This is a genomic window from Pseudomonas sp. SJZ103, assembly GCF_007828335.1.
In the GTDB taxonomy this organism is placed as follows: Bacteria; Pseudomonadota; Gammaproteobacteria; order Pseudomonadales; family Pseudomonadaceae; genus Aquipseudomonas.
Genome location: NZ_VIUN01000004.1, coordinates 357,993 through 377,021, shown reverse-complemented (window position 1 = coordinate 377,021; position 19,029 = coordinate 357,993). Strand labels below are relative to the sequence as shown.

Below are 19,029 nucleotides of genomic sequence, written 5' to 3'. Positions count from 1 at the left end.
TCAGATTCCTTGTTCGCTGAGCCACAGGTTCAGCGCTGCCAGTTGCCACAGCTTCGAGCCGCGCAGCGGGGTCAATTGGCCCTGCGGGTCGGTGAGCAGGCGGTCGAGCATGGCCGGGTTGAACAGGCCGCGATCCTGGCTCGGATCCAGCAGCAGTTCGCGCACCCAGTTCAGGGTGTCGCCCTGTAAATGCTTGAGGCCCGGCACCGGGAAGTAGCCTTTCTTACGGTCGATGACTTCGCTTGGGATGACCCGGCGTGCGGCTTCTTTCAACACTTGCTTGCCACCGTCGGGCAATTTGAATTTGCCGGGCACGCGGGCTGACAATTCCACCAGGCGGTAGTCGAGGAACGGTGTGCGGGCTTCCAGGCCCCAGGCCATGGTCATGTTGTCGACACGTTTGACCGGGTCATCCACCAACATCACCGTGCTGTCCAGGCGCAGGGCCTTGTCCACGGCGGCGTCCGCGCCGGGCATCGCAAAATGCTCGCGCACGAAGTCACCGGCCGCGTCGTTGGCGGTCAGCCATTTGGGCGCGACGGTGGCGGCGTAGTCGTCGTAGCTGCGGTCGAAGAACGCTTCTCGGTAGGCCGCATACGGATCGCTGGCGCCGTCGACCTGCGGGTACCAGTGGTAACCGGCGAACAGCTCGTCGGCGCCCTGGCCGCTCTGCACCACCTTGCAATGCTTGGCCACTTCCCGCGACAGCAGGTAGAAGGCGATGCAGTCATGGCTGACCATCGGCTCGCTCATGGCGCGGAACGCCGCCGGCAGTTGTTCGATGATCTCGCTTTCGGCAATGCGCAGTTGGTGGTGACGGGTGCCGTAGTGCTTGGCGATCAGGTCCGAATACTGGAACTCGTCGCCACGCTCGCCACCGGCGTCTTCAAAACCGATGGAGAAGGTCGACAGGTCCTGCACGCCGACTTCACGCAGCAGGCCGACGAGCATGCTCGAGTCGACGCCGCCGGAGAGCAGCACACCGACATCCACGGCAGCCCGTTGACGGATCGCCACGGCTTCGCGGGTGCTGTCGAGCACGCGGTCGGTCCAGTCTTCGAGGGTGAGATTGCGCTCGTCCTCATGGGGGCCGTAGGGCAGGGTCCACCAGGTTTTCTGCTCGGTGTTGCCTTCGGCATCGATGCGCATCCAAGTGGCCGGCGGCAGTTTTTCAATACCCGCCAGCAGGGTGCGCGGTGCTGGCACCACAGCATGGAAGTTGAGGTAATGATTCAGCGCCACCGGGTCGAGGATCGGGTTGATGTCACCGCCCTTGAGCAGCGCCGGCAGGGCCGAAGCAAAACGCAGGCGCTGGCCGGTGCGCGACAGGTACAACGGCTTCACGCCGAGACGGTCACGGGCGATGAACAGGCGCTGGGCATCGCGCTCCCAGATGGCAAAGGCAAACATGCCGTTGAGTTTGGGCAGCAGCGCTTCCCCCCAGGCGTGGTAACCCTTGAGCAGCACTTCGGTGTCGCCGCCGGAATAGAAGGCGTAACCCAGGGCTTCAAGCTCCTGGCGCAATTCCGGGAAGTTGTAGATCGCGCCGTTGAATGCCAGGGACAGGCCCAGTTGGGCGTCGACCATCGGTTGGGCGGAGCCGTCCGACAGGTCCATGATTTTCAGGCGTCGATGGCCCAGGGCAATCGGCCCTTGGGCATGGAAGCCCCACGCGTCAGGGCCGCGTGGGGCCAAATGATGGGTGATTCGCTCCACGGCTGCGAGGTCCGCAGGTTGAAGATCGAAACGTAACTCGCCAGCTAATCCGCACATAGGTTCCTTACCGGTTTTTCCGTTGGGGAGGGATAGAAAGACCCGCGCCAAAATGGCGGGTACCTAGGGACTGACCCGAGGCTATACGCGGAGTTTTAGATCAATAAGTTATATGGCAAACCGCCGCCCCCCATTCGGCACCCCTCTGCGGCCTGTGCGACGTGGGTGAAAGGGGCGGTAATTAAGTCGAGGTGAGATGCAAAAAATCGACGGTCAGGAGGACTGATCTGTAGCTATTTGAACCCTTTTGCGGCAGCGCAGCGCTTATCGTCTGGCGTCATTGTTCAACGCGATAAAGGAGCATTGCGAATGAAGCAAACAGCTGATTTGACCCAGGCGCTTAAGCCCGTGGCCCAGGACCAATTGATGGCAGCGCTGCTGGATATCACCGGCGACCTGGATAAAGCGCAGGTCTTGCATGACACGCTGCCGGCCTGGTTGGTCAAGGCCGATTCCCATGTACTGCAGGCCATCGAGCAGGCGTATGCCGACAGCGAGCGCCCGCGTGAAACCCTGCACCGGTTGCTGAACCGTCTGCAACCGCTGGATAAATTCTGTGCCGAACGGCTCAAGGCATTTCTGGACGGCAAGGGGCATGGGGGCCTGGACATCGAAAACGACACCCTGGAAATCCCCCGGCGCTCGTTCAGTGGTGTCAGCCGGGACCTGGGCGGCCAGGTGGTCGAGACCGTCCACTTGGAGAAGCACAGCCTGCTGCAAGCGGCCATGCAGAATTTCTCCCAGGCGACTGCCGAGCCTGGCGGCTCGCCGACCACTGCCGTGGTGCGCATCGGGCCCAGGCGCCGAATTGCGCAAACCCTCACCGCCCAGACCTTTATCGGCTACTGCCGCGAACTGAACCTGGGAGAGGCCTATCAGACCCATGTGCGCGAGGTGTTCAACCTGGTGGCGCCCGACCAGGACTTCAACCCTTCGGTGGCGCAGGTCGGCCAATCCCGTTGCGTGGACATGCAGATCGACCTGCATCTGGCCCATGCCAAGGGCGATATCGATGCGCCGACCCGTGCGTTGCTGCTGGGCCTGGTCAAGGCGGATATGCCCGCCAGGGACATCCGGCAACTGTGGTTCAACCACCAGCCGCTGGCCTGGCAAGGCCTGAACATCGACGGTGCCTGCCTGTGGGGTGTATTGGTGTTTTCCAGTGCATCGGCCGAAGGGTTCTCCAGCGGCCCGATCGTGGTGTATATGCCCAACGAGCCCGTGCGGCCGTGGTACCGCTATGAATCACTGGAGCATTTCAAGCTCTACCTCACCCTCAAGCTTCACGTCAGTACCTATCGTGACTTCTTCAAGGGTTACCTGGACGAGTCCGAGCGTTTCGGTTTTTTCGAGCGTTTTGACCAAGAGGCAATCGTCGTGCGGGTGGCGCCGCTCCCGGTAACGGGCAAGCTGTCGACGTTCTTTTTCAATGCCTGCGTCGGCAAGACCCAGCTGGATGCGCGGGTATTGGCGGTTCCCAATGCCCAAGCCGATGACGACGCGCGTCGCAAGCGTATCCAGGATTACCTGGATGTCGGCTTGACGGTGCTCAACGTCGCAGGGTTCGTGGTGCCGGTGGTGGGCCAACTGATGACCGGCGTGGCTGTTGGGCAGTTGCTTGGCGAGGTGTTCGAGGGGGTGGATGACTGGCTGCACCATGACAAGCTTGGCGCCCTCAGGCACCTGACGAACATCGCGGAAAACCTTGCCGCCATGGCGTTGTTCGCGGCGGGCACGAAAGTGGTGGGCCGGCTGTGGCGAACCACGCCTCCGGCCGCTGGATTCTACGACAGCATGAAAGCCGTGCGGCTGCCCGACAAGTCCGCGCGCTTATGGCGCAGTCGTACCGAGCCGTATCGTCATACCGTCTCGCTTGAAGGCGCTGTGGCCAGTCCCCGTGGGGTCTACCAACTCAATGGCCAGTCCTACGTGAATGTCGACGGCGCGCTGTATTCGATTGTCTTTGACTCCCGCACCGGGCGCTGGCGGGCCCGGCATTCGCAGCGGGATTCGGCCTATCGACCGCCCTTGACCCACAACTACCAGGGCGGCTGGCAGTTCTCGTTCGAGCGACCGGATGAATGGCACAGCCCTGACTATATCCTGGGGCGGTTGGACCCCAGTCTCACCACCCTCCCGGCCGGGCATCTGCAGGATATCGCCGCCATCACCGGCTCGACCTTGCCGCGCTTGCAGCAACTGGCGATGCAGAACCTGCCGTTGCCGGAGCGGCTGCGCGATTGTGCGCTGCGGTTCAATCAGAACCAGGGGGTTCGCGACCTGATCTGGCAAATGGAGCATCAAGCCCCGCTCGATGCGGCCACCACCCGTGTGCAGATGCTGGCCCTGCCACTGATGGACGGGTGGCCCCGCGGGCGTTTTTTCGAACTGCTCGACGACGAGGGCTACCTGCTTGAGCGCCATCCAGACACCGCGCCGTTCGACTACGAGGACTTGAGCATCCACCTCACCACGCAACAACTCAGGAACGGGCAGATCCTGCCCACCTTGCTGGCCGCGCTCGACTCCGAAGAAACCGCGCAATTGCTCGGCGGCACCTTCCACGCCGACGAGGCGCAAGCCGCACTGACGGGGCGTCTCACTGCTTCACTCAAGGACACGCATCAGGCGGTCTATGAGCGGCTGCGCATGGATGCCGACTTCTTCGATCAGACCGATCACGGCCAGCTCAAGCAGCGCTTGCCGCAATTGCCGATCCGGGTGGCCTGGGAGGTCCTGACCCAGGCCTCCACGGCGGAGCGCTGGCACTTGCGCCATACCGGGCGTGTGCCGCTGCGGGTCGGCCAATGGGCCCGGGAAGCCCTGGAAGCGCTGGAGGAAGACGACGCCCTGGCCGGCCTGTACTTGCCGGAGCTGGCCACCGATGCGACACGGCGCGTGGCCACCGGGTTGCTGCACCGGGTTCCGGGCTGGCCCGAGGATCTGTTTTTGCAGGTACGCCGCGACAGCGTGCAGGGCACAGTCCTGGGCCAAGTGGGCAACCCAGATGCTGGTATGAGCCGCATCGTGGTGCAGTCGGCCAAGGGCTTTCGCGCCCACGATGGGCAAGGTGTGGCGTTGGGCGCGCTGGCCGGCGGGCCGGAAGGTTTCTATGAGGCGTTGCTCAACAGTTTGTCTGCCGCCCAACTCGATGCGCTGCGCCTGACCGCGAGCGGCAGGGCCAGCCAGTTGCGGCATGCACTGATTGGCAAGACGCAGGACGAACGCAATCGCATCGGTCGCTATTTGTGGCCGGAGCGCGCAGTGCCCGAGGACCCCGCCTTGTCGTGTGTACAAGGTGCGCCGCCTGCGCAGCCTCCACAGCCTGCAGGCCTGGTACGCAAGGCACGCAAACTCTTCCCGTTATTCGATGACCGGCGCCTGTCGACCTTCCTGCAGGACTTGGGTAGCGACCACCTGTCCCGGGCCAGGGCCGTACGCGCCCTTGAACAGCAATATGACGCACTGCAGCGGACGCTGAGGCTGTGGGCCAGGGACAAACCGGCGCCGCCATACTCTGACATCGCGCTGCGAGACCACCGCATGGCTCGCCACCAAGCCGCACGGGCCATCGAGCGCTGCTGGCAATATGTGTCGCTGGCGCCGGATGAACTCCATCAGAAAGTGCCGAGCCTGTCCCTGGACGGCATGACCATCGGGGCGTTGCCGACCTTGCCGGCGCACGTGCAGTTCGAGCATGTCCGGCAATTGTCATTGAAACGCATGGGACTCAACGATGACGTTGCGTATTTCCTCAAGCACTTCAAGGGACTGCGCAGCCTGGAGTTGAACGGTAATCGGCTGACGCGGCTGCCGGAAGTGCTCCAGCACATGCCGTTGCTCAGGCAACTGTACATGGCCGATAACCAACTGCAACTGACCGAGTACACCCGCACCAAACTCGCAGACCTCAAAGGGCTGGCCGTGCTCGACCTGAGCAACAATCCCCTGGTAGACCCGCCCATCGCCAACAAGATGTTCGAGTTGCGCAACCTGGTGTTGCGCAACTGCCGGCTGACCAGCCTGCCCACTGGCTTTACCCGCGTTCCGTACCTGGAGCAACTCGACCTGCGCGACAATGACATCGCCAGTTTGCCGGCATGGTTGTTCAATGCGCCGCGCGAGCAAACCGAAGTCCTCAACTTGCGGCATAACCCTTTGGACGCCAGCACTCGTCAGGCCTTGAACCGTTATCGGGACACCATCGGCGTGGGCATGGGCTTCGTGGAGGATGACATTACGCGACTCAACGAGCAGACCGCGCGTCAGCTGTGGCTGGGCGATGAGCGCGCGACACACTTCGCCGAAAAGGCCGAGACCTGGCTGGGGCTCAAGGATGAGCCCGGCTCCGATGGCCTGTTCACATTGCTGGCCGGCCTGGGCGGTACCGCCGACACCACCCACGTGCGCGAGGACATGAACCGCCGCGTCTGGCGTGTGCTGGAGGCGGCCGCCGCCGATACCCGACTGCGTACCGAGGTCTTCGAGCGGGCGGCCACGCCATTGAACTGTGATGACGCCGCTGCCGTGAGCTTCAGTGACCTGGAGGTGCTGGTTGAAATCCACGAGGCCTCGCAGCGGGTGGAGGGCGGCAGGGTCACGGCCAAGCCGCTACTCAGGTTGGCCAGGGGGCTGTTTCGTCTCGACCGCCTGGAATCCATGGCCAGCCGGCACAGCGTCGAGCATCCGATGCTCGATCCGCTGGAGGTCAGCCTGGCTTATCGCACCGGGCTGGTGGAGCGCTTTCATTTGCCCGGGCAGCCCCGGCATATGCGCTTCGCCAGCCTGGCTGGGGTGACCGAGCACATGCTGGAAGTTGCCGAAGCGCAGGTGAAGGCGGCCGAGCTTTCCCCGCAACTGGTGAACTATCTGGTGAAGCTGCCATTCTGGAGCAGTTACCTGAGGCGCGCCCATGGCGGTTCGTTCGACACCTTGACCCAGCCCTTTGGCGAGCGCATGGAAGCCGTTTGGGCGCAGAGGGAAACCTTGGGTGACGCTGACTATCACACCCAGATGGGCGTGATCCAGCGCGCGCGGCAAAGTGCCGAGCTCGTCGAGCTCAAACGCCTGACCCAGGAAGCGTTGAGGTTCGATGCGCAGGGCACCTGCGAACTGCCGCCGATGGGTTGAAGCGCCGCCTACGGGGCCGTTTTTGCAACGTTGCTGCGAACCAACGCGCGCACCGCAAAGCGATTCGGGTGGCAGGCCTCGGCGACGCTGCGGGGCAGAGGCAGCGGTTCGTTATCCAGCCACGCCGCCAGCAACTCGCCGGACAGCGGCGCGGTGATCAGGCCTCGCGAGCCGTGGCCGCTGTTGACGTACAGGCCGTCCAGCCACGGGCAGGTGGCCTGTGGCGTGTGGCGGGCATCTTTGCGTAGCGCGTCGTAGGCCTGGGCGAACGCCAGGGTGTCGGCCAGCGGCCCGACAATCGGCAAGTAGTCCGGGCTGGTGCAGCGAAATGCGGCGCGGCCTTCCAGCGTGTCTGCGGCAAGGTCGGCGGCGTGCAGGCGCTGTGCCAGGTCCGGGGAAATCTCTTGCAGTAGCTCAAGGTTTCCAGCGTGTTCGGCGGCGGTGGGGGTGAGGTCATCGTTGTTGAAATCAAAGCTGGCCCCCAGTGTGTGCTCGCCCAGCCGAGCCGGCGCCACATAGCCTTCGGCACACACCACGGTGGCCAGGGCCTGGCTGTCGGCGGTCTGGGGCAAGCGGGTGATCTGCCCGCGGATGCGCTTGAGGGGGAGCTCGGCGCTGGCGGCAAAGCGCTTGACCTCGGCCGCGCCGGCCAGCACCACCACGGGGGCGCTGGCCAGCAGGCGATCACCGTCCCAGGCCTGCCATTGAGCGCCGACTTTGCGCAGTTCCAGCACATCATGGTGGGCGTGCACCTCGATGCCTGGCTGGCTTGCCTGCCACTGGCACAGGGCGGGCGGATGCACCCAGCCGCCCTCGGGGAAAAACAACCCACCATGCTCCAGGCCCACCCCGGCGCGAATCTGGGCCTGGTCGCGGTCCAGCAACTGCAGCAACGCTGGAGCGAACGCCTCGGCCAGTTTCGCCTGGCGTTCGGCCTCCTTGGCATTGAACCCCAGTTGCAGCACGCCACACCCGTCCCAATCCACGCCGCGTTGCAGGTGCTCGAGCAGGCGCCGGGTATGCCCGAACCCGCTCACAATCATCTGCGACAAGGCCGTGCCATGGGCGGACAGCTTGAGGTACAAAACGCCCTGCGGGTTGCCCGAGGCTTCCTGGGCCAGGCCGTCATGGCGCTCCAGCAGGCTGACTTGCCAACCCCGCGCCGCCAGGCTGGCCGCGCTGGCGCAGCCGGCCAGGCCGCCGCCGATCACCAAGGCGTGGCGCTCGCCGTTGTGTGCGGGCGGGCGCGCGAACCAGGGCTTGGCGGCGGCCGGTGCCGGGGTCTCGGCCGGCCAGCCGAGAAACTCCCCGCGCAGGATTTCCCACTTGTGGCCGATGCCCGGCGTGCGCTTCATCTTGAAGCCGGCGGCATTGATCAGGCGCCGTACCCAGCCGGTGCTGGTGAAGGTGCTGATGGTCGAGCCCGGCGCTGCCAGGCGTGCCAATTCAGCGAACAGTTCGGCGGTCCACATCTCGGGGTTTTTCGCCGGGGCGAAACCGTCGAGAAACCACGCGTCGATCTGCGCATCCAGTTGCGGCAGTTGCTCCAGGGCATCGCCGATCAGCAGCGTGAGGGTGACGCGGCCGTTATCCAGCACCAGGCGCTGGAAGCCTTGGTGGATGGCGATGTATTGCGCTAGCAGTTGCTCGGCGAACGGCGCCAGCTCCGGCCAGAGGGCGAGGGCGCGTTGCAGGTCGACGGGGCTCAGCGGGTACTTTTCCACGCTGACAAAATGCAGGCGCGCGCCGGCCACTGCGTGTTGCTCGAACAACTGCCAGGCGCAGAGAAAATTCAGGCCGGTGCCGAAGCCGGTTTCGCCAATCACCAGACGCCCGACCGCCGGTAGTGCGGCGAAGCGTTCCTGCAAACGGTTCTGTTGGAGGAACACGTAGCGGGTTTCTTCCAGGCCCGATTGGTCAGAGAAGTACACGTCATCGAACACCCGCGAGTGCGGGCGACCTTGGTCATCCCAGTCGAGCTGGGCGTGGGTTACGGGATTCATGGGCGGCTCGGTAAAGGCAAGGCGGCCATTCTAGCCGATCAACAGGCGCGTCATTGATCCATGGCAAGCGGCAGTGGAATTTCCTGGCACGCCGCGCTGCCCAATCCGCTAGTCTTGCTGAATTCTGGAACGGAGCCGCCCATGTTCGAATCTGCCGAAATCGGTCACGCCATCGACAAAGACACCTACGACGCCGAAGTGCCGGCCCTGCGCGAAGCCTTGCTGGAGGTGCAGTACGAACTGCAACAGCAAAAGCGCTTCCCGGTGATCATCCTGATCAATGGCGTCGAAGGCGCCGGTAAAGGTGAGACGGTCAAACTGCTGAATGAATGGATGGACCCGCGCCTGATCGAGGTGCGTACCTTCGACCAGCAGACCGACGAAGAACTGGCGCGCCCACCGGCCTGGCGCTATTGGCGCCAACTGCCTGCCAAAGGCCGCATGGGTATCTTTTTCGGCAACTGGTACAGCCAGATGCTGCAGGGCCGGGTCCACGGCGAGATCAAGGACGCGCGGCTCGACCAGGCCATCGCCGGTGCCGAGCGCCTGGAGAAGATGTTCTGCGATGAAGGCGCGCTGATCTTCAAGTTCTGGTTCCACCTGTCCAAGAAGCAAATGAAGGCCCGGCTCAAGGCCCTGGCCGACGACCCGCTGCACAGCTGGCGCATCAGCCCGCTGGACTGGCAGCAGTCCGAGACCTACGACAAGTTCGTGCATTTCGGCGAGCGCATCCTGCGCCGTACCAGCCGCGATTACGCACCCTGGCATGTGATCGAAGGCGTCGACGCCAACTACCGCAGCCTCACGGTGGGCAAGATCCTGCTCGAAGGCCTGCAGAATGCCCTGAAGCTGCCCAAGGGCAAGGCCAGCGGCATGAACCCGGCACCGTTGCCGTCGTCCGTGGACCAAATGAGCTTGCTCAACAGCCTCGACATGACCCTGAGCCTGGACAAGGACGACTACGAAGAACAACTGATTACCGAGCAGGCGCGCTTCTCTGGCCTGATGCGCGACAAGCGCATGCGCAAGCACGCGCTGGTGACGGTCTTTGAAGGAAACGATGCGGCCGGCAAGGGCGGGGCGATCCGGCGGGTGGCGGCCGCGCTCGACCCGCGCCAGTACCACATCGTGCCGATTGCCGCGCCGACCGAGGATGAGCGCGCCCAGCCGTACCTGTGGCGGTTCTGGCAGAAGATCCCGGCGCGGGGCAAGTTCACCGTGTTCGACCGCTCGTGGTACGGCCGCGTACTGGTGGAGCGCATCGAGGGCTTCTGCACGCCGGCCGACTGGATGCGCGCCTATGGCGAGATCAATGACTTTGAAGAGCAATTGCGTGACGCGGGTGTGATCGTGGTCAAGTTCTGGCTGGCCATCGACAAGCAGACCCAACTTGAACGTTTCCAGGCCCGTGAGGAAATTCCCTTCAAGCGCTTCAAGATCACCGAAGACGACTGGCGCAACCGCGACAAATGGGACGACTACCGCGCCGCTGTGGGCGATATGGTCGACCGCACCAGCACCGAGGTCTCGCCGTGGACGCTGGTGGAAGCCAATGACAAGCGCTGGGCGCGGGTCAAGGTGTTGCGCACCATCAACCTGGCCTTGGAGGAAGCCTTCGCCAAGGCTGACAAGCACGACAAGAAGAAAAAGAAATAACCACTTGCCTGGTGTTGTCCAGGATGCAGGCCTCTGTGGCGAGCGGGCTTGCCCCGCGTTGGGCTGCGAAGCGGCCCCAAAACCAGCCAATAAGGTCTGCCTGAAAGAACGCGGCGCCTGGGGCAGGGCCGCTTCGCGCCCCAACGCAGGGCAAGCCTGCTCGCCACAGGTTTATGTTCGTCACCATGTTTTTGTATACGCCGGGTGAATGATCGTCGCGGTGGGGCAGGCCTGGATCTATCCTCGATCCATCTCCCCACAACGACAAGATCGAGGTAGCCCATGCGTGAAGTAGTGATCGTCGACAGCGTGCGAACCGGCCTGGCCAAATCCTTTCGCGGCAAGTTCAACCAGACTCGCCCGGATGACATGGCGGCCCATTGCGTCAACGCGCTGTTGACCCGCAACGGCATCGACCCGGCCAGTGTCGAGGATTGCATCGTCGGTGCCGGTTCCAACGAAGGCGCCCAGGGCTACAACATCGGGCGCAATGTGGCGGTCCTTTCACAATTGGGCACTGGCACCGCGGGCATGACCCTCAACCGGTTCTGCTCGTCGGGTTTGCAGGCGATTGCGATTGCGGCCAACCAGATCGCGTCGGGCTGCAGCGAGATCATCGTTGCCGGCGGCGTCGAGTCCATCAGCCTGACCATGAAAAGCGTCAACACCGATAACCTGATCAACCCATTGCTCAAGGAACAGGTGCCGGGCATCTACTTCCCCATGGGCCAGACCGCCGAAATCGTCGCCCGCCGCTATAACGTCAGCCGCGAAGAGCAGGACCTTTATGCCCTGCAAAGCCAGCAGCGCGCGGCTCAGGCTCAGGCGGATGGCTTGTTTGATGATGAAATCGTGCCGATGGCGGTCAAGTACAAGGTCGAGGACAAGCACACTGGCGCCGTACAAATCCTCGACGGCGTCGTTGATCGCGATGACTGCAATCGCCCGGACACCACGTTGGCCAGCCTGTCTGGATTGAAGCCGGTGTTTGCCGAGGACGGCTCGGTGACGGCGGGTAACTCGTCGCAGCTCTCCGACGGCGCCTCCATGACGCTGGTGATGAGCCTGGAGAAAGCCCTGGCGCTGGGGCTCAAGCCCAAGGCGTTCTTCCGCGGTTTCACCGTGGCCGGTTGCGAGCCGGATGAGATGGGCATCGGCCCGGTGTTCTCGGTGCCCAAGCTGCTCAAGGTGCGGGGCTTGCAGGTGGCGGACATCGACCTGTGGGAACTCAACGAGGCATTTGCTTCGCAGTGCCTGTATGCGCGCAATCGCCTGGAAATCGACAACGCCAGGTACAACGTCAACGGCGGCTCGATTTCCATCGGCCACCCGTTTGGCATGACCGGCTCGCGCCAGGTAGGGCATCTGGTGCGTGAGCTGCAGCGGCGTAATTTGCGTTATGGCATCGTCACCATGTGCGTGGGCGGCGGCATGGGCGCCACGGGGCTGTTCGAAGCCGTGCGCTAAGTTAAATGTGGGAGGGGACGTGCCCCCTCCCATAGGTAAGCAGCGCCATATCCCAATTCGTCCACTTGCCCCTAGAATGGCCGCTCCTCCACCTCTGGCATTTTCTGGGGCGCTCATGCACATCTCTTCCGGCCGCTGGGTCTACGGTTTTTTCCTGACCCTGCTGACCGCGCTGCTCTGGGGCATTCTGCCGATCAAACTCAAGCAAGTCTTGCAGGTGATGGACCCGATCACCGTCACCTGGTTTCGCATGGTGGTCGCCGGCAGTTGCCTGTTCGTGTACCTCGCCGCGACCAAGCGCCTGCCCAGTCGTAAAGTGCTCGGCCCCAAGGGCGGCTGGCTGGTGGCGATGGCGGTGTGCGGCCTTGTGGGCAACTACGTGTTGTACCTGGTGGGCCTGAAAGTGCTCAGCCCCGGTACTGCGCAACTGGTGGTGCAGATGGGGCCGATCTTCCTGATGATTGCCAGCGTGTTTGTGTTCAAGGAACGTTTCAGCGTCGGGCAGAGCGTGGGCCTGGTGGTGCTGATCGTCGGCTTCGGTCTGTTCTTCAACCAACGCCTGGAGGAGTTGCTGACGTCCCTCGGCGCTTATACCGCCGGTGTGCTGACGATCCTGCTCGCCACTTCGATCTGGGTGTTCTATGCCCTGGGCCAGAAGCAGTTGCTGACCGTCTGGAATTCGCTGCAGGTGATGATGGTGATCTATCTGTCTTGCGCCGTGCTGCTGACGCCGTGGGCGCATCCGCTGGAGGCTTTGGACCTGAGTCCGCTGCAAGGCTGGCTATTGCTGGCGTGCTGCATGAACACACTGGTGGCCTACGGCGCATTTGCCGAAGCACTGGCCCACTGGGAAGCCTCGCGGGTGAGTGCAACCCTGGCACTGACGCCGTTGGTGACCTTTGTCGCGGTGGCGTTGGCGGCGTGGTTGTGGCCCCACTATGTACAGGCCGAAGAGATCAATGCCTTGGGCTATTTCGGCGCGTTGGTGGTGGTCGTGGGGTCGGCGGCGGTCGCGCTGGCGCCGTCGTTGCTCGCCGGGCTCAAGGCCCGGCGTCTACGAATGGCGTCTTAGGCGCCCAGCATGTTTTCCGGGCGTACCCACTGGTCGAACTCTGCGTCGGTGAGGTAGCCCAGGTCCAGCGCTGCTTCCCGAAGGGTCAAACCTTCGGCGTAGGCCTTCTTGGCGATCTCTGCCGACTTGTCATAGCCGATGTGCGGGTTGAGCGCCGTGACCAGCATCAGCCCGCGCTCCAGGTGCTCGGCCATTTTCCCGGCGTCGGGTTCGAGGCCGGCGATGCAGTGCTCCTGGAAGTTATTGCAGCCATCGGCCAGCAGGCGGATCGATTCCAGCAGGTTGTGGATGATCACCGGCTTGTACACGTTCAACTGCAAATGCCCTTGGCTCGCCGCGATGCCGATGGTCACGTCATTGCCCAGTACCTGGCAGGCCAGCATCGACAGCGCTTCGCACTGGGTCGGGTTGACCTTGCCGGGCATGATCGAGCTGCCCGGCTCGTTGGCCGGCAGTTTTACCTCCGCAAGGCCGGCCCGCGGGCCGGAGCCCAGCAGACGCAGGTCGTTGGCGATTTTCATCAGGGCCACGGCCAGGGTTTTCAGGGCGCCGTGCAAGGTCACTATCGGTTCATGGCCGGCCAGCGCGGCGAATTTGTTCGGCGCGGTGACGAAGGGCAGGCCCGATAAGGCTGCCAATTCCGAGGCAATCGCCTCGCTGAAGCCATGGGGCGCATTGAGCCCGGTGCCCACCGCCGTACCGCCCTGGGCCAGCTCGCACACCTGGGGCAGGGCGCTGCGGATCGCGCGTTCGGCGTAATCGAGTTGGGCGATAAACGCCGAGATTTCCTGGCCGAAGGTGATCGGCGTGGCGTCCATCATGTGGGTGCGGCCCGTCTTCACCAGCTTTGCATGGCGTGCCGACAATTCCGCGAGTCCGCCGGACAGCGTATTGATCGCCGGCAACAACTGCTGGTGCACCGCTTGCACCGCCGCAATGCTCATGGCCGTAGGGAAGCAGTCGTTGGAGCTTTGGGAGCGGTTCACATGATCGTTGGGGTGCACCGGGCTTTTGCCGCCACGGGGCTTGCCCGACAGCTCGTTGGCACGGCCGGCAATGACCTCGTTGGCGTTCATGTTGCTCTGGGTGCCGCTGCCGGTTTGCCAGACGACCAGGGGGAACTGGTCATCATGTTGGCCATCGAGCACTTCGTCGGCGGCCTGTTCGATCAGGCGGGCGATGTCGGCGGGCAGGTCGCCGTTGCGGTCGTTGACCCGGGCGGCGGCCTTCTTGATCAGGGCCAGCGCGTGCAGTACCGCCAGGGGCATGCGCTGCTCGCCGATGGCGAAATTCACCAGCGAACGTTGGGTCTGGGCGCCCCAGTAAGCGTCATCCGGGACTTCCACTTCTCCCAGGCTGTCGGTTTCGATACGGCTCATCGGGCACACTCCTTCAGGTTCGTTTGCGCAGTTTAGGCCCTGATCAGCCTGGGGGGTTCCCTAAAAGACTTTTCATCGGATTCATTCACGGCAATCCGCGCCCGGTAAGGCTCGGGGTTGAGCCGCAGCGTTTTTTAGGCGCAGAATGGGCGCCCTTGGGGTCTTACCTCGCCTGCTAGAAAGGAAACTCGATGACTCGTCTTCGTGCCATCTGTACCGCGGTTGCTCTGGTTTGCGCCAGCGGCCAGGTTTTTGCCGATACCGCCAGCCACAACGCCAGTGCCGAAGCCTTCCTTACCCTGGCCCATGCCGACAAGCTGGGTACCCCGGTGTACATGCAAGTGCAGCAAATGTTCGCCCAGCGTTTCGAACAGACCAAGGCGCCTGCCGCCAAGCAGTCCGTACTGGACAGCTACCAGGCCAAGGCCAACGCCGCCCTGGACCAGGCCATCGGCTGGCCGAAGCTGAAACCGGACATGGTCAAGCTCTACACCACCAACTTCAGTGAATCCGAGCTCAAGGACCTGGTTGCTTTCTACCAGTCGCCACTGGGCAAGAAAGTCCTGGAGAAAATGCCGCAGCTGACCCAGCAATCGGCCCAGATGACCCAGGCCAAGCTGGAAAGTGCTGTGCCGGTGGTGAACAAACTGTTGGAAGACATGACCAACGAGCTGACGCCAAAAGCCGCTGCACCGGCCAAGAAGAAGTAAGCAGGAATGACCATGCAACAGCGTATCGAAACGGCGCTCGCCGCCCTGGACCCGGACCACTTGAGCGTGCTGGATGAAAGCCATATGCACAGCCGTGGGCTGCAGACCCACTTCAAGGCCGTGCTGGTCAGCCAGCAGTTCGAGGGGCTTAATCGCGTCAAGCGCCACCAGAAGGTCTACGCCACCCTGGGTGACCTGATGAGCGAATTTCATGCGCTGGCGCTGCATACCTACACGCCCGATGAATGGGCCAAAATCGACGCAGCCCCGGCCTCGCCGACCTGCGCCGGCGGGCATAGCTGATACGCGGGTGTTTCTAAAACCCTGCATTTGCTAGAATCCGCAACGCGCCGCTTAGCCGGCGCGTTTTTTTTGCATCCGGTTCACCCCTTACGAGGGTAGCCACCTGGAGAGAACACCCATGACTCAACCGATTGTCGTGGCGGCACTGTATAAGTTCGTCACCCTCGAAGATTACGTCGCCCTGCGCGAGCCATTGCTGCAGGCAATGGTCGACAACGGCATCAAAGGCACCTTGCTGATCGCCGAAGAAGGCATCAACGGCACCGTTTCCGGCAGCCGCGAAGGCATTGATGGCCTGATGGCCTGGCTGAAGAATGACCCGCGCATGGACGACATCGACCACAAAGAGTCGTACTGCGATGAGCAGCCGTTCTACCGCACCAAGGTCAAGCTCAAGAAAGAGATCGTGACCCTGGGCGTCGAAGGCGTCGACCCGAACAAGAAAGTCGGCACCTATGTCGACCCGCAGGACTGGAATGCGCTGATCAGCGACCCCGAAGTGCTGTTGATCGACACCCGCAACGACTACGAAGTGTCGATTGGCACCTTTGAAGGCGCAATCGACCCGAAAACCACCAGTTTTCGCGAATTTCCCGACTATATCAAAGCCAACTTCGACCCGGCCAAGCACAAGAAGGTCGCCATGTTCTGCACCGGTGGCATTCGTTGCGAGAAGGCGTCGAGCTACATGCTCAGCGAAGGTTTCGATGAGGTCTACCACCTCAAGGGCGGGATCCTGAAGTACCTCGAAGAGGTGCCGCAGGCAGAAACCAAATGGCAGGGCGACTGCTTTGTGTTCGACAATCGCGTCACTGTGCGCCACGACCTGAGCGAAGGCGACTACGATCAATGTCATGCCTGCCGCACACCGGTGAGCGTCGAAGACCGCGCATCCGAACACTATGTAGCTGGCATCAGCTGCCCCCATTGCTGGGATAAGCTGCCAGAGAAAACCCGCCGCAGCGCGATCGACCGGCAAAAGCAGATTGAGCTGGCCAAGGCCCGCAATATGCCGCACCCGATTGGCTTCAACTATAAGCAAACCCCTTCCGAGGCCTGACCCATGTCCGCGCGCCTGCTCTATGTAATGGATCCGATGTGTTCCTGGTGCTGGGGGTTTGCCCCGGTGGCGCAGGCGCTGGTTGAGCAGGCCCAGGCGGCCGGCGTGGACGTGCACCTGGTGGTGGGCGGCCTTCGCACCGGCAGCGGCGCGGCACTGGAACCGACCACGCGGCGCTATATCCTCGAGCACTGGCAGGCGGTCACCGACGCCACCGGCCAGCCGTTCAAGCGCGACGGCGCGTTGCCCGACGGTTTTGTCTACGACACCGAGCCTGCGTGCCGTGCCATTGTCACCGCGCGCAGCCTGGCGCCGGATTGTGCGTGGAAACTGCTGGGCCTGATCCAGCGCGCGTTTTATGTCGAGGGCCGCGACGTAACCCTCGCCAGCGTGCTGGTGGAGTTGGCGGAGGAGGCGGGCATCCCGCGCATCGAGTTTGCCGGCGAATTCGACCGTGCCGAGCAGCATGCCGCGACGGCCGCTGACTTCACCTGGGTCCAGGACCTGGGTATCGCTGGCTTTCCGACCTTGCTCGCCGAGCGTAACGGCCAGTTGGCGTTGCTGACTAACGGCTATCAGCCGCTGTCCGAGCTGTCACCGTTGTTGGGTCGATGGCTGGAGCGAGCAACCTGTGCATGACCAATCACCACGCACCGACCGACTGACCTGGGCGGAAATTCGCCGCCTGGCCCTGCGTCACAAGAAATCCCTGTGGATCGCCAATGGCGTCGCCGTGCTGGCGACGCTATGCAGCGTGCCGATCCCCTTGCTGTTGCCGTTGCTGGTGGACGAAGTGCTGCTGGGCCATGGCGATGCCGCGCTCAAGGTGATGAACCACGCATTGCCCCTGGTCTGGCAGAAAGCCGCCGGTTATATCGGCCTGATGCTGCTGATCACCCTGGCCCTGCGGTGTGGCGCACTGCTGTTTAACGTGGTGCAGGCGCGACTGTTTGCGCGTTTGGCCAAGGACATTGTGTATCGCATCCGCGTGCGTTTGATCGAGCGACTCAAGCGCATCTCCCTCGGCGAATACGAAAGCCTGGGCAGCGGTACGGTCACCACGCACCTGGTCACCGACCTGGACACGCTGGACAAATTCGTCGGCGAAACCCTCAGCCGCTTCCTGGTGGCCATGCTGACCCTGGTGGGCACCTCGGCGATCCTGGTGTGGATGCATTGGCAACTTGCGTTGCTGATCCTGCTGTTCAACCCGTTGGTGATCTACGCCACGGTGCAGTTGGGCAAGCGCGTCAAGCATCTGAAGAAGCTGGAGAACGACAGTACCTCGCGCTTTACCCAGGCCCTGACCGAAACCCTGGATGCCATCCAGGAAGTGCGCGCCGGCAACCGCCAGGGCTTTTTCCTCGGGCGCCTCGGCCAGCGAGCCCAGGAAGTGCGTGACTACGCCATTCATTCGCAATGGAAAACCGACGCTTCCAGTCGCGCCAGCGGGCTGTTGTTCCAGTTTGGTATCGACATCTTCCGTGCGGCGGCGATGCTCACCGTGCTGTTTTCCGACCTGTCCATCGGCCAGATGCTCGCGGTGTTCAGTTACCTGTGGTTCATGATCGGCCCGGTGGAGCAACTGCTGAACCTGCAATACGCCTACTACGCGGCGGGCGGGGCGCTGACACGGATCAACGAGCTGCTGGCGCGCGCCGATGAGCCGCAGTACGCCGGCGGTGCAGACCCGTTCACCGGGCGCGAAACCGTGGGCATCGAAGTGCGCGGCCTGGACTTCGGCTACGGCGAAGACCTGGTACTCGACCAGTTGAACCTGGTCATCGCGCCCGGTGAGAAGGTGGCGATTGTCGGCGCCAGCGGCGGTGGCAAAAGCACCCTGGTGCAACTGTTGCTCGGGCTCTACACACCGCAGGCGGGCAGTATCCGTTTTGGCGGTGCCACCCAGCAGGAGATTGGCCTGGAGACCATTCGCGAGCACGTCGCGGTGGTGCTGCAACACCCGGCGCTGTTCAACGACACCGTGCGCGCCAACCTGACCATGGGCCGTGAGCGCAGTGACCAGGCTTGCTGGCAGGCGCTGGAAATCGCCCAGCTGGAGGCTACAGTCAAGGCATTGCCCCAGGGCTTGGACAGTGTGGTGGGGCGTTCCGGCGTGCGCTTTTCCGGCGGCCAGCGTCAGCGCCTGGCGATTGCGCGCATGGTCCTGGCCGAACCCAAGGTGGTGATACTCGACGAGGCCACGTCCGCTCTGGACGCCGCCACCGAATACAACCTGCACCAGGCGCTGGCACGGTTCCTCAGTGGGCGTACTACACTGATCATCGCCCACCGTCTGTCGGCGGTAAAACAAGCTGATCGAGTGTTAGTGTTTGACGGCGGTCATATTGCCGAGGATGGCGATCATCAGCAATTGATCGCCGATGGCGGTCTTTACGCCAAACTCTATGGGCACTTGCAGCAAGTACGTTGATTTAGCCTAGGCTGTGCTATCGGAAGTGGGTGTTTGCGTGCG

The 19,029-nt window shown here is 63.1% G+C and carries 12 protein-coding genes; 9 read left to right on the top strand and 3 right to left on the bottom strand.

Going from position 1 to position 19,029, the window contains the following annotated elements; genetic code table 11:
- On the bottom strand, nucleotides 1-1,773 hold the full coding sequence (locus FBY10_RS12755; RefSeq protein ID WP_131700391.1) for an N-acetylglutaminylglutamine amidotransferase: 1,773 nt from the start codon (nucleotides 1,771-1,773) through the stop codon (nucleotides 1-3).
- 309 nt (nucleotides 1,774-2,082) lie between these two features.
- Here FBY10_RS12755 and FBY10_RS12750 point away from each other — a divergent pair, with 309 nt between their 5' ends.
- On the top strand, nucleotides 2,083-6,903 hold the full coding sequence (locus tag FBY10_RS12750) for an NEL-type E3 ubiquitin ligase domain-containing protein (protein ID WP_145336473.1): 4,821 nt from the start codon (nucleotides 2,083-2,085) through the stop codon (nucleotides 6,901-6,903).
- Between the two features lie 8 nt (nucleotides 6,904-6,911).
- Here FBY10_RS12750 and mnmC read toward each other — a convergent pair whose 3' ends face one another.
- The gene (mnmC, locus tag FBY10_RS12745) at nucleotides 6,912-8,906 is read right to left on the bottom strand and encodes a bifunctional tRNA (5-methylaminomethyl-2-thiouridine)(34)-methyltransferase MnmD/FAD-dependent 5-carboxymethylaminomethyl-2-thiouridine(34) oxidoreductase MnmC (RefSeq protein ID WP_145336471.1); all 1,995 of its coding nucleotides are present in this window, start codon (nucleotides 8,904-8,906) and stop codon (nucleotides 6,912-6,914) included.
- Nucleotides 8,907-9,047: 141 nt separating this feature from the next.
- On the opposite strand from mnmC, the gene pap reads away from it, so the two are divergent.
- The 3 genes from pap (at nucleotide 9,048) to FBY10_RS12730 (ending at nucleotide 13,101) form a co-directional block, all read left to right on the top strand.
- The gene (gene pap / locus FBY10_RS12740) at nucleotides 9,048-10,562 is read left to right on the top strand and encodes a polyphosphate:AMP phosphotransferase (RefSeq protein WP_145336469.1); all 1,515 of its coding nucleotides are present in this window, start codon (nucleotides 9,048-9,050) and stop codon (nucleotides 10,560-10,562) included.
- A gap of 282 nt (nucleotides 10,563-10,844) precedes the next feature.
- Nucleotides 10,845-12,029 (top strand): thiolase family protein, encoded by a 1,185-nt coding sequence (locus tag FBY10_RS12735; RefSeq protein ID WP_145336467.1) that lies wholly within the window; start codon nucleotides 10,845-10,847, stop codon nucleotides 12,027-12,029.
- Between the two features lie 115 nt (nucleotides 12,030-12,144).
- A complete protein-coding gene (locus FBY10_RS12730; protein ID WP_131700396.1) occupies nucleotides 12,145-13,101 on the top strand; it encodes a DMT family transporter in 957 nt (318 codons plus the stop codon).
- On the opposite strand, the gene FBY10_RS12725 is transcribed toward FBY10_RS12730, so the two are convergent.
- Complete coding sequence (locus FBY10_RS12725; protein WP_145336465.1) at nucleotides 13,098-14,480, bottom strand: class II fumarate hydratase; 1,383 nt, start codon at nucleotides 14,478-14,480, stop codon at nucleotides 13,098-13,100. The genes FBY10_RS12730 and FBY10_RS12725 overlap by 4 nt on opposite strands.
- Before the next feature lie 191 nt (nucleotides 14,481-14,671).
- On the opposite strand from FBY10_RS12725, the gene FBY10_RS12720 reads away from it, so the two are divergent.
- The 5 genes from FBY10_RS12720 (at nucleotide 14,672) to FBY10_RS12700 (ending at nucleotide 18,987) form a co-directional block, all read left to right on the top strand.
- On the top strand, nucleotides 14,672-15,190 hold the full coding sequence (locus tag FBY10_RS12720) for a DUF2059 domain-containing protein (RefSeq protein ID WP_003236690.1): 519 nt from the start codon (nucleotides 14,672-14,674) through the stop codon (nucleotides 15,188-15,190).
- A 6-nt stretch (nucleotides 15,191-15,196) separates the two neighbouring features.
- Complete coding sequence (locus tag FBY10_RS12715; protein WP_131700398.1) at nucleotides 15,197-15,493, top strand: BolA family transcriptional regulator; 297 nt, start codon at nucleotides 15,197-15,199, stop codon at nucleotides 15,491-15,493.
- A 118-nt stretch (nucleotides 15,494-15,611) separates the two neighbouring features.
- On the top strand, nucleotides 15,612-16,553 hold the full coding sequence (locus FBY10_RS12710; protein ID WP_131700399.1) for a rhodanese-related sulfurtransferase: 942 nt from the start codon (nucleotides 15,612-15,614) through the stop codon (nucleotides 16,551-16,553).
- 36 nt (nucleotides 16,554-16,589) lie between these two features.
- Nucleotides 16,590-17,192: a DsbA family protein gene (locus tag FBY10_RS12705; RefSeq protein ID WP_178116745.1), complete on the top strand. Its 603-nt coding sequence runs from the start codon at nucleotides 16,590-16,592 to the stop codon at nucleotides 17,190-17,192.
- On the top strand, nucleotides 17,185-18,987 hold the full coding sequence (locus FBY10_RS12700) for an ABC transporter ATP-binding protein (protein WP_131700401.1): 1,803 nt from the start codon (nucleotides 17,185-17,187) through the stop codon (nucleotides 18,985-18,987). Before FBY10_RS12705 ends, FBY10_RS12700 begins: the two co-directional genes overlap by 8 nt.
- Nucleotides 18,988-19,029 lie beyond the last annotated feature (42 nt).

What these genes read in the sequence shown, in the direction of transcription:
- FBY10_RS12755 (WP_131700391.1), bottom strand. Translation starts at nt 1,773, where the DNA reads ATGTGCGGATTAGCTGGCGAGTTACGTTTCGATCTTCAACCTGCGGAC.
- FBY10_RS12750 (WP_145336473.1), top strand. Translation starts at nt 2,083, where the DNA reads ATGAAGCAAACAGCTGATTTGACCCAGGCGCTTAAGCCCGTGGCCCAG.
- mnmC (WP_145336471.1), bottom strand. Translation starts at nt 8,906, where the DNA reads ATGAATCCCGTAACCCACGCCCAGCTCGACTGGGATGACCAAGGTCGC.
- pap (WP_145336469.1), top strand. Translation starts at nt 9,048, where the DNA reads ATGTTCGAATCTGCCGAAATCGGTCACGCCATCGACAAAGACACCTAC.
- FBY10_RS12735 (WP_145336467.1), top strand. Translation starts at nt 10,845, where the DNA reads ATGCGTGAAGTAGTGATCGTCGACAGCGTGCGAACCGGCCTGGCCAAA.
- FBY10_RS12730 (WP_131700396.1), top strand. Translation starts at nt 12,145, where the DNA reads ATGCACATCTCTTCCGGCCGCTGGGTCTACGGTTTTTTCCTGACCCTG.
- FBY10_RS12725 (WP_145336465.1), bottom strand. Translation starts at nt 14,480, where the DNA reads ATGAGCCGTATCGAAACCGACAGCCTGGGAGAAGTGGAAGTCCCGGAT.
- FBY10_RS12720 (WP_003236690.1), top strand. Translation starts at nt 14,672, where the DNA reads ATGACTCGTCTTCGTGCCATCTGTACCGCGGTTGCTCTGGTTTGCGCC.
- FBY10_RS12715 (WP_131700398.1), top strand. Translation starts at nt 15,197, where the DNA reads ATGACCATGCAACAGCGTATCGAAACGGCGCTCGCCGCCCTGGACCCG.
- FBY10_RS12710 (WP_131700399.1), top strand. Translation starts at nt 15,612, where the DNA reads ATGACTCAACCGATTGTCGTGGCGGCACTGTATAAGTTCGTCACCCTC.
- FBY10_RS12705 (WP_178116745.1), top strand. Translation starts at nt 16,590, where the DNA reads ATGTGTTCCTGGTGCTGGGGGTTTGCCCCGGTGGCGCAGGCGCTGGTT.